The 15,376-nt window shown below is 53.4% G+C and carries 10 protein-coding genes; 6 read left to right on the forward strand and 4 right to left on the reverse strand.

Going from position 1 to position 15,376, the window contains the following annotated elements:
- Positions 1 to 17 precede the first annotated feature (17 nt).
- The 3 genes from cydC to trxB all read right to left on the reverse strand — a co-directional run bounded on the left by cydC (position 18) and on the right by trxB (position 4,686).
- On the reverse strand, positions 18 to 1,742 hold the full coding sequence (cydC, locus tag EDC54_RS03465; RefSeq protein WP_132453658.1) for a heme ABC transporter ATP-binding protein/permease CydC: 1,725 nt from the start codon (positions 1,740 to 1,742) through the stop codon (positions 18 to 20).
- The gene (cydD, locus tag EDC54_RS03470; RefSeq protein WP_132453221.1) at positions 1,742 to 3,508 is read right to left on the reverse strand and encodes a heme ABC transporter permease/ATP-binding protein CydD; all 1,767 of its coding nucleotides are present in this window, start codon (positions 3,506 to 3,508) and stop codon (positions 1,742 to 1,744) included. Before cydD ends, cydC begins: the two co-directional genes overlap by 1 nt.
- 218 nt (positions 3,509 to 3,726) lie before the next feature.
- A complete protein-coding gene (gene trxB / locus EDC54_RS03475; RefSeq protein ID WP_132453223.1) occupies positions 3,727 to 4,686 on the reverse strand; it encodes a thioredoxin-disulfide reductase in 960 nt (319 codons plus the stop codon).
- 576 nt (positions 4,687 to 5,262) lie between these two features.
- Between trxB and lrp the strand changes: the two genes are divergently transcribed.
- From lrp to EDC54_RS03505, 6 genes are all read left to right on the forward strand, one after another.
- Positions 5,263 to 5,757 carry a leucine-responsive transcriptional regulator Lrp gene (gene lrp / locus EDC54_RS03480; RefSeq protein WP_132453225.1) on the forward strand — a complete coding sequence of 165 codons (495 nt, stop codon included), beginning with the start codon at positions 5,263 to 5,265 and terminating at the stop codon, positions 5,755 to 5,757.
- Between the two features lie 116 nt (positions 5,758 to 5,873).
- The gene (locus EDC54_RS03485) at positions 5,874 to 9,290 is read left to right on the forward strand and encodes a DNA translocase FtsK 4TM domain-containing protein (RefSeq protein WP_132453227.1); all 3,417 of its coding nucleotides are present in this window, start codon (positions 5,874 to 5,876) and stop codon (positions 9,288 to 9,290) included.
- 198 nt (positions 9,291 to 9,488) lie between these two features.
- The gene (lolA, locus tag EDC54_RS03490) at positions 9,489 to 10,100 is read left to right on the forward strand and encodes an outer membrane lipoprotein chaperone LolA (protein ID WP_132453229.1); all 612 of its coding nucleotides are present in this window, start codon (positions 9,489 to 9,491) and stop codon (positions 10,098 to 10,100) included.
- 7 nt (positions 10,101 to 10,107) lie between these two features.
- Positions 10,108 to 11,451, forward strand: coding sequence for a replication-associated recombination protein A (locus tag EDC54_RS03495; protein WP_132453231.1), 1,344 nt, complete (start codon positions 10,108 to 10,110; stop codon positions 11,449 to 11,451).
- Between the two features lie 103 nt (positions 11,452 to 11,554).
- Positions 11,555 to 12,850 (forward strand): serine--tRNA ligase, encoded by a 1,296-nt coding sequence (gene serS / locus EDC54_RS03500; protein ID WP_132453233.1) that lies wholly within the window; start codon positions 11,555 to 11,557, stop codon positions 12,848 to 12,850.
- 307 nt (positions 12,851 to 13,157) lie between these two features.
- On the forward strand, positions 13,158 to 14,312 hold the full coding sequence (locus EDC54_RS03505) for an MFS transporter (protein WP_132453235.1): 1,155 nt from the start codon (positions 13,158 to 13,160) through the stop codon (positions 14,310 to 14,312).
- Here the strand turns inward: EDC54_RS03505 and EDC54_RS03510 are convergent.
- The gene (locus EDC54_RS03510; RefSeq protein ID WP_132453237.1) at positions 14,298 to 15,239 is read right to left on the reverse strand and encodes a LysR family transcriptional regulator; all 942 of its coding nucleotides are present in this window, start codon (positions 15,237 to 15,239) and stop codon (positions 14,298 to 14,300) included. The genes EDC54_RS03505 and EDC54_RS03510 overlap by 15 nt on opposite strands.
- Positions 15,240 to 15,376: the final 137 nt, after the last annotated feature.

A 15,376-nucleotide genomic window follows, 5' to 3' on the forward strand; every position in this document is an offset into this window, starting at 1 on the left:
GTTATTTCCCAGCGTATTCACGAAAGATGCTGGCGGAATTGCCAGTAACGCCCTTGCAGTGCCATTAGCGTTTCATGGCTGCCCTGTTCGATCACCTGTCCGTCGTCCATGATACAGATCCGGTCCAGCGCGTCTAACCCGTAGAGTCGATGAGTAATGACAATCAACGTCTTGTCGGCACAGTGTTGACGCAGCCGTTGCAGAATGCGTTTTTCGGTTTCCGCATCTAACCCTTCCGTGGGCTCATCCAACAGAACGAGTGGGGCGTCATGCAATAAAGCGCGCGCCAGCGCGATACGGCGCTGTTCGCCGCCGGAGAGTTGGCGCCCGCCTTCTCCCAGCCATGCGTTCAATCCCTCATTTTCCAGCAGTTTTTCCAACCCGACCTGCTGCAAAATCTCCGTCAGCTTTTCATCCTGTACGTGTGGGGCCGCCAACAGCAGATTATCGCGCAGCGTGGCGCTGAAAATATGAACGCGCTGCGGCACTACGCTCATCATGGCGCGCAGGTCTTCTTCCCGCCAGTCGCGCAGGGGATGGCCGTTGAGGGTAATCTCACCCTGTTCATAATTCCATGCGCGGGTCAGCAACTGTAATAGCGTCGATTTACCACACCCGGTACGCCCCAACAGCGCCAGATGCTCTCCTGGTTTAACGGATAGCGAAATATTTTTCAGCACGGGCTGTGGCTGGCCGGGATAGGTAAAACTGACATCCGACAACTCAAGTGAAGCGTTGGGCGTGGGGGAGGGGCCATGCTCCGGAAAAGTCACCTCGACGGGCTGACGAAGGATTTGATCGACGCGGGCCGCGGAAGCAATCACATGTCCCATATGCTGGAAGGCTACGGTAACCGGCGCCAGCGCTTCAAACGCGGCAAGCGCAGCGAAGACGAACAGCGCGATCAGCGCCCCTGGCTGGGGATTGCCGCCAACGCCATCCGCTGCTAACCACAGGATCAGGCTAACCGTCAGTCCAGTGGAGAGAATCATCACGGCCTGAGACAGGCCTGTCAGATTAGCCTGCTGCCGTTGACGCAGCAGCCAGTTGATTTCCACCAGCGCCAATTGCTGACGGAAACGCGCCAGCGCGCCAAAAACGGTTAATTCCGCCTGCCCTTGTAGCCAGGTGGTCAGTTGAAGACGATATTGCGCACGCAGCGCGGTCAAATCCTGTCCGATGCCGCTGCCGGCACGATAGAAGAGAACCGGCAGGCACAGCAGCAACAGTAGCATGATGACGCAAAGCGTCAGGGCCAGCGAGGCATCGATAAAACTCAGGCCATAGCAAACGATAAGAATGACGGCGAGTGCGCTGACCATCGGCGAGATAACACGTAAATAGAGATGATCGAGCGTGTCAACATCCGCGACGAGCCGATTGAGGAGTTCAGCCTGTCGGAACTGCGCCAATCCGCCGGGAGAGAGCGGCAAAATGCGCGAAAAAGTAAAAACGCGCAGGCGTTGCAGAACGCGAAACGTCGCATCGTGGCTGACGAGTCTTTCTCCATAACGTCCGGCGGTACGGGCGATGGCTGCCCCCCGGACGCCCGCAGCCGGCAGCATATAGTTGAACGTCAGTAGACCGACCAGACCGGCCAGCGCCGCACCGGCCAGGAACCATCCGGACAGGGCGAGCAGACCGATGCTGGACAATAACGTAGCGATAGCAAGGACAATGCCTAGACTTAAGCGCCAGAAATGCTGGCGATAGAGCGCCAGAAACGGTTTTAGCACCTTCATCATAGCGCCCCCTGTCGTTGTGCCAGCAGCGCGGCAAAAGGACCGGTTGCCGCGCGGAGTGTTTGGTCATCGCCCTGTTGAACTAACTGTCCTCCCTCCATTACCCAGATAGCATCATAGTCGGCGAGGTCGGTTAGCTGGTGTGTAACCAGTAGCGTTGTCTGGTGGCGGGCGGCTTCGTTCAGTGCGCTCATGACGCGCTCTTCGCTATGGGCATCCAGACTGGCGGACGGTTCATCCAGCAGCAGCAGGCGGCAAGGATGGATCAGCGCCCGGGCAACGGCAACGCGCTGTGCCTGCCCGACGGATAAACGGGCGGCGCCGTCGCCGATCGTCGTCTCCAGTCCTTGCGGCAACTGTGGCAGAAATTCGTGTACATAGGCGCGCTCAATCGCCCGTTGCAATTCCATCGGGCTGGCCTGCGGGTTGCCAAGCAGTATATTGCTGCGTAGCGTTTGTTCCGGTAAATGGGGGTTCTGACCGACCCAGCTCAGCTGGTTACGCCAGGATTCGGGCGATAGCGTATTGAGCTCCTGGCCGTTGACGGTTAGCGAACCACGGTAGGGCAGGAAACCCAGCAGCGTATTAAGAAGAGAGCTTTTCCCTGCGCCGCTGAGGCCAACCAGCGCGATGCGTTCACCGGCGCGGACCTCAAACGTTAGCGGCTGCGTCAGCGGCGTGCCATTCGGTGCGAGAACCACCAGATCTTCCGCCCGGATCGTAATCGCAGTGTCACTCTGGAATTCACGCGTGCCCAAGCCAACGCTTTCGCCTTCCTCGGTCAGAAAATTCACCAGCGATTCCGCCGCACCGATGGCTTGCGCTTTGGCATGATAAAAAGTGCCCAGATCGCGTAACGGCTGAAAGAATTCCGGCGCCAGAATCAGGACAAGAAAACCGGCGAAGAGCGTTACGCCCATATCATAATGACCAAAATCCAGCTCGCCAAGATAGGAAAAACCGAAGTAAACGGCGACCACGGCGATTGAAATTGACGCGAAGAATTCAAGGACGCCGGAAGAGAGGAAAGCCATGCGCAGGACTTCCATGGTCCGGCTGCGGAACGCCTCGGAAGCCTTGTGGATCTGAGAGACTTCAGCCTGGCCGCGATGAAACAGACGCAAGGTCTCCAGCCCGCGCAGACGGTCGAGAAAGTGTCCGCTCAGGCGTGCCAGCGCCAGAAAGTTGCGCCGGTTGGCATCTGCCGCGCCCATACCGACCAGCGCCATAAAGAGTGGGATCAGCGGCGCGGTCAGGAACAGAATCAGTCCTGCCGCCCAGTTAATCGGGAAAATCGAGATCAGAATCAGCAATGGAATGAGCGCCGCAAGATACATTTGCGGCAGGTAGCGAGAGTAGTAATCCTGCATGTCTTCGACCTGCTCAAGAATCATTGTCGCCCAACTACCGGCGGGTTTCCCCTGGATCCAGGCGGGCCCGAGCTGCTGTAATTTATCCAGCACCAGTTTGCGAATTTGCTGTCGAACAGCTTGTCCACAGCGAAACCCGACGCGTTCACGCAACAGGCTATTGAATGCCCGCAGAATAAACGTGGCGACAAGCAGCAGAAACTGCGGAAGTAGGGATTCCCGCGGCGTATGGTCGACGATCAGGGCGTGAAGCAAGGTGGCTAACAGCCATGCCTGCGCCACAATGAACAGACCACTCAGGAAACCGAGCAACAGTGAAAGCCGTAGCCAACGCTGCGCCAGCTTACTCTGCTGTTTCAGCCAGGCGGCGAGTTCTTGTTGTCGGTTTTTTTTCATCGGGTGGCCATTTATGTCGCAGAAATAGGTTTAATGGAAGATTACGTTTATATAACTGTTAGTTAACAAAATTATCTTCCCTTAGGCAGAATGCAGCCATGTTACCGCGACAGAAGCGTACTGCAAGTGAAAAGGAGAGGAGAAATCAGTGGGACGATCAATTTTTGTGTAGCGGCAGGGGAAAACGGAGCGGCGTTAGCCACTCCGTGAATAAAGCATTACGAGGTCGCCAGGCCGTCCAGATAGCGCTCGGCATCCAACGCAGCCATACACCCCGTTCCGGCGGAAGTAATCGCCTGACGGTAGATATGGTCCATCACGTCGCCGGCGGCAAAAACGCCGGGGATGCTGGTTTGCGTCGCATTACCATGAATTCCGGATTGTACCTTGATATAACCATTTTCCAACGCCAGTTGGTCGCCAAATACGGCCGTGTTCGGGCTGTGACCGATGGCGATAAAGACGCCGGCCAGTTCAAACTCTTCGGTCGCATCACTCTGGGTATCGCGCAGACGCACGCCCGTCACACCCATGTCATCCCCCAGCACTTCGTCCAATGTGCGGTTGGTGTGCAAGATAATGTTGCCGTTTTTGACTTTGTCCATCAGTCGGTCGATCAGAATTTTCTCTGAGCGGAAGGTATCGCGGCGGTGAATTAAATGCACTTCCGCAGCGATGTTGGACAAGTACAGCGCCTCTTCCACGGCGGTATTCCCACCGCCAACCACGGCCACTTTTTGATTGCGATAGAAAAAACCATCGCAGGTTGCACAGGCAGAAACCCCTTTGCCTTTAAACGCTTCTTCTGACGGCAGGCCAAGATAGCGAGCCGATGCGCCTGTGGCGATAATCAGAGCGTCGCAGGTGTACTCGTCGCTATCGCCGAATAAACGAAATGGACGGTTTTGCAAATCAACGCGCTGAATATGATCGAAAATGATTTCGGTATTGAATTTGGCGGCATGGGCGTGCATGCGCTCCATCAACAGCGGACCGGTTAAATCATCGGCATCGCCAGGCCAGTTTTCCACTTCGGTTGTGGTCGTCAACTGACCACCTTTTTCCATCCCGGTGATCAGTACCGGCTGTAAATTCGCCCGCGCAGCATAAACTGCGGCAGTATAGCCAGCAGGGCCTGAACCCAGAATCAATAACTTGTGATGTTTAACGGTGCTCATGCGTTCCTCATTTCATGTCATGACGGCGGACAATTTCCACTACGGAGCGTCGCGACGACAAACCATTTCTACGACAGACAATGCAAACGATTGTAAGGAAATTGCCGGAGTAAAAAAAGCATGTAGCAAAGGTGTTGGCTATTTGTGCAATTGCTCATTGTGATGGCGGGGATTAATCGCTGAAAGATCAGCCACATTTATAAGTAAAATGACTGAGATGGGTTCAGGAGAATCTTCTGCCTAATCCAATCTGGCAGTTTCTTCTGGTTTTCGTTGTTTTGCTTTGACAATCGGCTGTGCATTTGCGAAAACATACGGGTAAGAGGAAATTTTTTGTATGTGAACAGTTGAAAGCTCGGCTTTTATTCTTTCGTTCCTGGTCGGTCGGTCTTTGGACCACGGATATGGCGTTATTGTCTTCAATGGTCAATAAAATTTTGGGCGATACCGGTAGGAACGAGAAGGAATGACTTTTGATATACAAAATGTGCAGTGTGTCTTCTTTAAGGGTAACTCTGATACATGGGGTCTATCAGAGTAAGCGGGTGCAGGGAAAAGTGAAGAGAGACAATAATAATGGTGGACATTAAAAAACGGCCAGGAAAAGATCTCGATCGTATTGATCGTAACATCCTGAATGAATTGCAAAAAGATGGGCGTATTTCCAATGTAGAGCTTTCCAAACGGGTCGGGCTGTCGCCGACGCCTTGTCTGGAGCGTGTGCGTCGTCTGGAAAGACAAGGGTTCATTAATGGCTATACCGCACTGTTGAACCCGCATTACCTCGATGCATCGTTGCTGGTGTTTGTCGAAATAACGTTAAACCGCGGGGCGCCCGATGTGTTTGAACAGTTCAACTCCGCAGTGCAGAAGCTGGAAGAAATCCAGGAGTGCCATCTGGTTTCAGGGGATTTTGACTATCTGCTGAAAACGCGTGTACCGGATATGTCCGCTTATCGTAAGCTGCTGGGCGAAACGCTGTTGCGTCTGCCGGGCGTCAACGATACCCGTACCTATGTGGTCATGGAAGAGGTGAAGCAAAGTAACCGTCTGGTTATCAAGACCCGATGAACGTGTGGGTGCAAAACCCGATAAATTCAGCTACACTCCTGTGAATTTATACAGTTTCAGCGCCGGGGTTTTCTCGGCGCTTTGTCATAAACCTTTACAGGCCCCTGGAGAGACTCTTGAGCCAGGAATATACAGAAGATAAAGACGTTACCCTGAAAAAACTCAGCGGGACGCGTCGCTTGTTTGAAGCGATTTTGATCGTTGTGGCCCTTATCGCTGTTTATCTCAGTGTTGCGTTACTGAGCTTCAGTCCTTCCGATCCCAGTTGGTCACAGACGGCGTGGCATGAACCTATCCACAACCTTGGCGGCGTGGCGGGCGCCTGGCTGGCCGATACGTTGTTCTTTGTTTTCGGGGTATTGGCTTATGCCATCCCGCCGATCATGTTATCCCTTTGCTGGGCGGCTTTTCGTCACCGGGATAACCGCCAGACAATCGATTATTTTACTTTTTCACTTCGTCTGATCGGGGCATTGGCGCTAATCCTGACCTCGTGCGGACTGGCCGCGTTAAATATTGACGATCTCTACTATTTTGCGTCCGGCGGCGTGCTGGGAAGCCTGTTGAGCAGCTCAATGATCCCGCGTTTTAACAGTATGGGCGCAACATTGATCCTGCTGTGTGTCTGGGGTGCGGGGTTAACGTTGTTTACCGGCTGGTCATGGTTAACGATTGCCGAGAAAATCGGCGCCGGCGTGCTGGGCTGTCTGACGTTTATGTCAAATCGCTCGCGCCGTGATGAGGCGTACCGTGATGAAGAATATCGTGAAGCGGAGACGCGCGATGGGGCTCTCCCATTGAGCGAGCCGGACGCCGACGCGTCCGATGCGATACGGGCGCAACGACAACACGACGATGATGATGTTTTATTCTCCGCGCCTTCAGTTTCTGATGTCGTAAACGGCGTGGCGGAAGTCGACAAGGTTCAGGATGCCGTTGCTGAACATGCGCCGGTTTCTGCATCGCCGGCATCCTCTTCTACGATGCCAGCGACGGGCTCGGCATTACCTGATGTGGAAGCTCCTGTCCCATCGCCTGCTGTGACTTCGCCTACCGTGGCTTCCGCCATTGATTCGGCGCCGTCGCTGAATCCGCCGCTGTATTCGTTTGAAATTCCCGAATCGTTCCCTCCAACGTCGGATACCGTTCCGCCTCAGGCTCACGAGACTGATACTTACGCGCCTGATAGCAGCAGTTCGGCGCCGCCGATTGCGCCGTTTTCTCAATCTGCACACGATGCGGGCTTCAATGCAGGCAACACCTTTACGCCAGCGTTTAGCGCCGACGCGGATGATAACCCGCAGGTGAAGCGCGGTGTCGGTCCGGAACTGCCGCGCCCTAATCCCGTTCGTATTCCCACTCGCCGAGAACTGGCGTCGTATGGAATCAAACTGCCATCCCAGCGCTTGGCTGAGGAGCAGGCTAGGCAACAGGCGCAGAACGGCGACGCTGACACTGCATTGGAACGCGAGACATATCAGGAAGAAACCGCGGAAGATATCGCCCGGCAGGAGGCAGCGTTGCAACAGGCCTATCTGGCGCAGCAGCGTCAGCGCTATGGCGATGATTATCCGCTTCAGGAAGACGATGACGATGCGCTTTTGCAGGCTCAGCTAGCCAGAGAGTTTGCCGAACAGCAGCAGTCGCGTTATGGCGACAGTGAGGTTGACAATGGCGAAGAAATGCCGGCACAAATGGCGCCGCCAGATCCTGCCGTAACCCGTCCGCAGCCTTCCGCTCATTCCGGCGCGTTGCATAATGCTTTTTCTCCGACATCGTTCCACGCTGATAATGAGCGCGAGCCAGTTCCTGCTTACCTTGAGCCGATCTATTCGCCGCCGGTTTCTGAAGAGGCGCCCGATTTACCGCCCATGCGCGCAGGTGAACACGGGGAAGATGAATACACGCCGGCAGCGTTTGGCCAACAGGCGCCACCCGTTCCTGCTGAAAATACGCCCCGGGAAAATGCGGCGCCTGCTCATCATCCGGCAATGGACGGGCTGATTCACCCATTCCTGATACGCAATGAACAGCCGCTACAGAAACCCACGACGCCGCTGCCAACGCTGGATCTGCTGACTCCGCCGCCAGCCAGTGAAGCGCCCGTGGATAATTTCGCGCTGGAACAGACTGCGCGGCTGATTGAGGCTCGTCTTGCCGATTTCCGGGTAAAAGCGGATGTCGTCGATCATTCTCCTGGTCCGGTCATTACCCGCTTTGAACTGGATCTGGCGCCGGGCGTGAAAGCCGCGCGTATTTCGAATCTGTCGCGCGATCTGGCTCGTTCTCTGTCAGTCGTTGCAGTACGTATTGTCGAGGTCATCCCGGGGAAACCCTATGTCGGCCTGGAATTGCCGAATGCGCATCGTCAGACGGTGTATCTGCGGGAAGTGCTGGACTGCGACAAATTCCGCGATAACGCGTCGCCTCTGGCAATCGTGTTGGGCAAAGATATTGCCGGCGAACCCGTCGTTGCCGATCTGGCGAAGATGCCGCACCTGCTGGTCGCCGGTACGACAGGCTCCGGTAAGTCGGTCGGCGTGAATGCCATGATCATCAGCATGCTGTATAAAGCAACGCCGGAAGACGTCCGTTTCATTATGATCGACCCGAAAATGCTGGAACTTTCGGTGTACGAAGGCATCCCGCATTTGCTGACGGAGGTCGTGACCGACATGAAGGATGCGGCGAACGCGCTGCGCTGGTGTGTCGGTGAAATGGAGCGTCGCTACAAGCTGATGTCGGCGCTTGGGGTGCGTAATCTGGCGGGCTATAACGAGCGGGTGATGGCGGCGAATGCAATGGGTCGACCCATTCCCGATCCGTTTTGGAAGCCGGGCGATAGCATGGACATGACGCCGCCGGTGTTGGAAAAACTGCCTTATATTGTCGTCATGGTCGACGAATTTGCCGATCTCATGATGGCGGTGGGGAAAAAGGTCGAAGAGTTGATTGCCCGACTGGCGCAAAAGGCGAGGGCCGCTGGGATCCATCTGGTACTGGCCACACAGCGTCCTTCCGTTGATGTTATCACCGGTTTGATCAAAGCGAACATCCCGACGCGCATTGCGTTCACGGTTTCCAGTAAGATTGATTCGCGGACTATCCTTGATCAGGGTGGGGCTGAATCACTACTGGGGATGGGTGACATGTTGTATATGGCGCCTAACTCCTCAATCCCTGTCCGTGTTCATGGCGCATTTGTACGCGATGAAGAAGTACATGCTGTGGTTCAGGATTGGAAAGCGCGTGGTCGCCCCCAATATATCGATAATATTGTCAGTGGAGGGGATGATGCGGAAGGCGGTAGCCTTGGTCTTGATGGCGATGAGGAGCTCGATCCGTTATTCGATCAGGCTGTAGAGTTCGTCGTTGATAAACGTCGGGCGTCGATTTCCGGCGTACAACGCCAGTTCCGCATCGGCTATAACCGCGCCGCGCGAATAGTAGAACAAATGGAAGCGCAAGGTATTGTGAGCTCGCCGGGCCACAATGGCAATCGCGAGGTGTTAGCGCCACCGCCGATGGAATAACAGCATCGCGTGAGTTGAAAGGATTTCTGGATAAGGGCTGCGCAGGCAGCCCTTATGCAAAGAAGCGTAAACGTGGTGATAAGCAGATAATTCGTCTATCGCCGTCCGCACGGGGTCAGATAACATAGGCTCAATACCGAGAGCCGGAACCCGATGCGATAAGGCTCATTATATTAGTAAATTCAAAGGATTACGCATATGAGGAAATGGTTGGTTGTCAGTTGCCTGATTGCGGGCGTCACTTCAACCGCGGCTTATGCGGATGCGGCAAAAGATTTGCAGGGTCGTCTCAGTAAAGTGAACAGTTTCCATGCCAGTTTCAGCCAAACCGTTACCAGCGCCGATGGCGTTGCGGTGCAGGAAGGCGAGGGGGAACTGTGGCTGAAACGCCCTAATTTATTTAACTGGAAAACCACATCACCGGATGAGAGCGTGCTGATCTCTGACGGTAAAACGCTCTGGTTTTACAATCCGTTCGTCGAGCAAGTCACCGCGACCTGGTTGAAGGATGCGACAGGGAATACGCCGTTCATCCTCATTACCCGTAACGATGCCAGCGACTGGAAGAAGTATGATGTGCGGCAGAAGGGGGATGATTTTGAACTGACGCCGAAGACAGCGAGCGGCAATCTGAAGCAGTTTGCCATTAACGTGACGGCCAGCGGGACGATCAGGCAATTTACTGCCACCGAACAAGATGGGCAGCGCAGTACTTATGTGTTGAAAAATCAACAGAACGGCGCGGTAGATTCCACACGATTCACGTTCACACCGCCGCAAGGCGTCACACTGGACGATCAGCGTCAGTGAGGCAAAAGTGAGTAATTTGTCGCTTGATTTTTCGCATAACGAATTTCAACCGCTGGCTGCCCGCATGCGGCCAGCGACACTGGCGCAGTATATTGGTCAACAACACCTGCTCGGTGCCGGTAAACCGTTACCACGCGCGATCGAAGCGGGGCAATTGCACTCAATGATTCTCTGGGGGCCGCCCGGAACAGGAAAAACCACGCTGGCAGAACTGATTGCCCATTATGGTCAGGCCGATGTGGAACGAATTTCAGCGGTGACATCCGGTGTTAAAGAGATTCGTGAAGCGATCGAACGCGCGCGACAGAATCGCCATGCCGGGCGGCGCACCATTTTGTTTGTCGATGAAGTTCACCGCTTCAATAAAAGCCAGCAGGATGCCTTTCTGCCGCATATTGAAGACGGGACGATCACCTTCATCGGCGCGACGACGGAAAATCCTTCTTTTGAACTTAATGCCGCGTTGCTGTCGCGCGCTCGCGTTTATCTGTTGAAGGCGCTGACGACAGAAGACATTGAACAGGTCTTGCAGCAGGCGATGAACGACAGTGAACGTGGGTATGGTGGGCAAAACATTGTGCTGTCTGCTGAAACTGGACGGATGTTGGCTGAACTGGTTAATGGCGACGCCAGACGGGCGCTGAACAGTCTGGAAATGATGGCGGATATGGCTGAAGTCGATGCTCAGGGGCAGCGCGTATTGACGCCGGCGCTTCTTAAAGAGGTTGCCGGCGAACGCAGCGCCCGTTTTGATAACAAAGGCGATCGCTATTACGACTTGATTTCCGCGTTGCATAAATCCGTGCGAGGTTCCGCGCCGGACGCGGCGCTGTACTGGTACGCGCGTATTATCACCGCCGGCGGCGACCCACTGTATGTCGCCCGACGTTTGCTGGCGATTGCTTCGGAAGATGTCGGCAATGCCGATCCGCGGGCAATGCAGATCGCGATTGCGGCCTGGGATTGCTTTACCCGCGTTGGTCCGGCAGAAGGGGAGCGCGCTATCGCGCAGGCGATTATTTATCTCGCCTGCGCGCCTAAGAGCAATGCGGTGTATAGCGCATTTAAGGCGGCGATGCAGGATGCACGAGAGAAACCGGATTATGATGTCCCTGAGCATTTACGCAATGCGCCTACCCGTTTGATGAAAGAAATGGGGCTTGGGGCGGAGTACCGTTATGCTCACAATGAACCTCATGCCTATGCGGCGGGAGAGAACTATTTTCCGCCGGAAATGGCTGATACGCATTATTATTTACCCACATCTCGCGGCCTTGAGGGGAAAATTGGCGAAAAGCTCGCCTGGCTCGCCGCTCAGGATCAAAATAGCCCGACAAAACGCTATCGTTGAACTAAGCGTTGCGGTAAGGTTATCGGGATATTTTCTGAAGCCGGCAGCATAATGCGCCGTGTACGCCAACATTTCATTTGATAATCATAAGCACAGGATTAGCATGCTCGATCCCAATTTACTGCGCAATGAGCTAGACGCAGTCGCCGAAAAGTTACTGGCTCGCAGAGGCTTTAAGCTCGATGTTGAAACCCTGCGTAAGCAGGAGGAACGTCGTAAAGTATTGCAGGTAGAAACCGAGAACCTGCAAGCGGAGCGTAACGCCCGATCGAAAGAGATTGGGGCTGCGAAAGCACGCGGTGAAGATATCGAGCCTTTGCGTCGTGAAGTTAATCTCTTAGGCGAAAAGCTGGATGCCGCAAAAGCGGAACTGGAGCGCTTGCAGAATGACATTCGCGATTTAGCACTGACGATCCCTAACCTGCCGGACGACTCGGTGCCGCTCGGTAAGGATGAAACACAGAACAAAGAAGTGGCCCGTTGGGGTGAACCGCGCAAGTATGATTTCCCCGTGCGCGATCACGTAGAGCTTGGTGAAATGGCCGCAGGGCTGGATTTTGCCGCAGCGGTGAAATTAACCGGCGCACGTTTTGTGGTGATGAAAGGACAAATTGCCCGTCTGCACCGTGCGCTGACGCAGTTTATGCTGGATTTGCACACCCAACAGCATGGCTATCAGGAAGCCTACGTCCCCTATCTGGTGAACCACGCCACACTGTATGGAACAGGACAACTGCCTAAGTTTGGTGAAGATTTGTTCCACACCAAGCCCTTGAGTGAAGAAGCCGAAAGCAGCAACTATGCGTTGATTCCTACTGCGGAGGTTCCGCTAACCAATCTGGTGCGCGATGAGATTCTGGACGAGGGGGCATTACCGCTGAAAATGACGGCGCATACGCCTTGCTTCCGCTCTGAGGCTGGTTCCTACGGTCGCGATACGCGTGGGCTGATCCGTATGCACCAGTTTGACAAGGTTGAATTGGTACAAATCGTCCGTCCTGAAGATTCCATGCAGGCACTGGAAGAATTAACGACCCATGCTGAAACCGTTCTGCAACTGCTGAAATTGCCTTATCGCAAAGTGCTGTTGTGTACAGGCGATATGGGTTTTGGCTCCTGTAAAACCTATGATCTGGATGTCTGGCTTCCGGCACAGGATACTTACCGTGAGATTTCGTCTTGTTCGAACATGTGGGATTTTCAAGCGCGCCGTATGCAGGCCCGTTGCCGCAGCAAATCGGATAAGAAAACCCGGCTGGTTCATACCCTGAATGGTTCTGGTCTTGCTGTTGGCCGCACGCTGGTCGCGGTTTTAGAAAATTATCAGCAGGCTGACGGTCGTATTGAAATACCGGAAGTGCTGCGTCCGTATATGGGCGGGCTGGAATTTATTGGCTGATCTTGTTTATCTGCATAAAGCGCCTGAGGGCGCTTTTTTTACGCCGTTCGTTCGGTAATATTTTTTCATCGTAAAGATGAGGAATTACGTCAGACGCTACGGGGTATTTAAGCTTGAATTGGTTAAAAATCAGTTGAATAGCCATTTTATCCTTTCAGCCCCCATCAGCGTCATATTGTGATTGATTAATTCTTTCAATCCATGATTTGGCAAGTGACTTTTAGCGCGTTCTACCCCGATTGACTTTTGTACACACAGTGGCATGATGCGCTCACTTTTCCCCTGTTGTTTGGTTATCCACTTCACTATGTCTGCTTATTCTCGCCCAGTGCTGCTGTTGCTCTGCGGGCTTTTGTTGCTGACGATTTGTATTGCGGTATTAAATACGTTGGTTCCCCTTTGGCTGAGCAATCAGTCTCTTCCTGTCTGGCTGGTCGGCCTTGTGGGTTCATCCTATTTCGGCGGTAATCTGGCCGGCACGCTGATAGCGGGTAAATTAATCAGACGTTATGGATTCAACCGGAGTTATTATTTTGCGGCGTTGCTCTTTGGTGTCGCGCTCGCTGGCCTCAGTATGTCAGCGGACATCATTAACTGGTTATTTTGGCGTTTTCTCGCCGGGGTCGGCTGCGCATTAATTTGGGTTTCTGTCGAAAGCGCATTGCTATGCAGCGGCACCTCTGCGCAGAGAGGACAACTGCTGGCCGCTTATATGACCGCTTATTACCTCGGTAGCGTGGTCGGACAACTCCTGCTCGGCGTGTTACCCACCGCGCTGTTAAGTGTGTTGCCGTGGATGGTCGCGCTGGTGATTCTGGCAATACTGCCGCTGGTGTTTACGCGTCTTCCCACCCCGCCAGAGCAGCAGGAAAAACATGTCAACTTGTGGAAAATGCTGACATATCGCAGCGCGCGTTTGGGTGTGCATGGGTGTGTGATTTCCGGTGCGATTTTAGGTTCGCTGTATGGCTTAATGCCTTTGTATCTTTCCCATCAGGGCATGAATGACGCGCAAGTCGGTTACTGGATGGCGTTGCTGATTAGCGCGGGTATTATCGGCCAATTGCCTGTTGGACGTATGGCCGATCGTTACGGGCGGCTATTAGTATTGCGGGTACTGGTCTTTATCGTGATTGTCGGCAGCCTTGCTATGTTGAGTATCAGCCATTATGCCATGGCGCCCTCGCTGTTCCTGCTGGGATGCGCGGGATTCACGCTTTACCCGGTTGCGATGTCTTGGGCATGCGAAAAAGTGCGCCCTGACGAACTGGTGGCGATGAATCAGGCATTGCTCCTCAGCTATACGGTTGGCAGTCTGTGTGGGCCAAGCGTTGCGGCAGTGTTGATGCAGAGCTACTCCGATCGGTTACTGTTTGTGCTGATCGCTGTTGTTGCCATGTTCTACCTGATGTTGCTGCTCAGAAAAGCCGATCATCACCCGACGCCGTTAGCCGCGGCTTAGGTTAGCTTCATCAATGCTGGCTAACGACGTTTTTCCAGCCTCTACCATGTTATTCCACAGCGCTTCGGCGACCGGGCTAAGGCGCTGTTTCGCATTACGCGCCAGATAAAAAATGCTGGTCAGTTTTAAATTCTCTGGCGCGATTGCCGCGAGTTTTCCCTTTTTAATCCAAGGCTCAGCGTAGTGATCCGGAAGAAAGCCGACGTGTGTGCCTGCTAGCAAAAGTAGTAAACTTCCTTCTACGTTCCATGCGGTATTTTGCAAGCCTTTTTTTGCTACCGGGCCTAATTGCTTACTAATTTCGTGCAGCGCATGACCGCCAATCAACAACCTGTTCGGATTTAATGTGCCCGCTTTCCACTCTTTTTCTATCCTGGCTGCATTTTCAGAACTGGAATAAAAATAACTTTTCTCAACAAAGACAGGTTGAAAATAGATGTCGGGCGGGACATCATCAGGTAAAACGCTTAGGATGATATCGATGTGGCCGTTTTTTAAGCGCTCAATCAGTGGCGTGTAATCTCCAATTTCTAGTTCTACAGCAACGTCAGCGCTCTGATCGTATAACTTCCCAATAGCGGTAGAAATGACGTTTTGATGGTGGGTGACGGTATTATCCAGACAACCAAGGCGAACTTCACCAATGAGTTGGTGTTTTATTCTTGCTAATCGATTTGCAAAATCATCCAGCGTAGCTATAACGGACTTGGCTTCTTGATAGACAATCTCACCTTCGGTTGTTAAGGCAAATCCACCGCGTCCGCGTTCGCACAAAACGAGTCCGAGGGTATCTTCAAGGCGTGATAGGTAGTGGCTTAGCACCGGCTGGCTCAATCCTGTTGCCGTCTGTGCGTTAGTAATGCCTTGTTTTTCAACAATTTTACAAAAAAGTTTCAACCAACGAATTTCTAATTTATCTAAACGCATAGCATTCCCTTCGCATACATTACATATCTGAATGTTAACATCAAAATATATCTGTATTAATAGATATGAATTCCATTTATCTTACTATCAGCCACATAGTAATGTGGTTGCCACTCAAAGGCGTGGTTTATGTGTCA

Source organism: Samsonia erythrinae (genome assembly GCF_004342665.1).
GTDB classification, from domain to species: Bacteria; Pseudomonadota; Gammaproteobacteria; order Enterobacterales; family Enterobacteriaceae; genus Samsonia; species Samsonia erythrinae.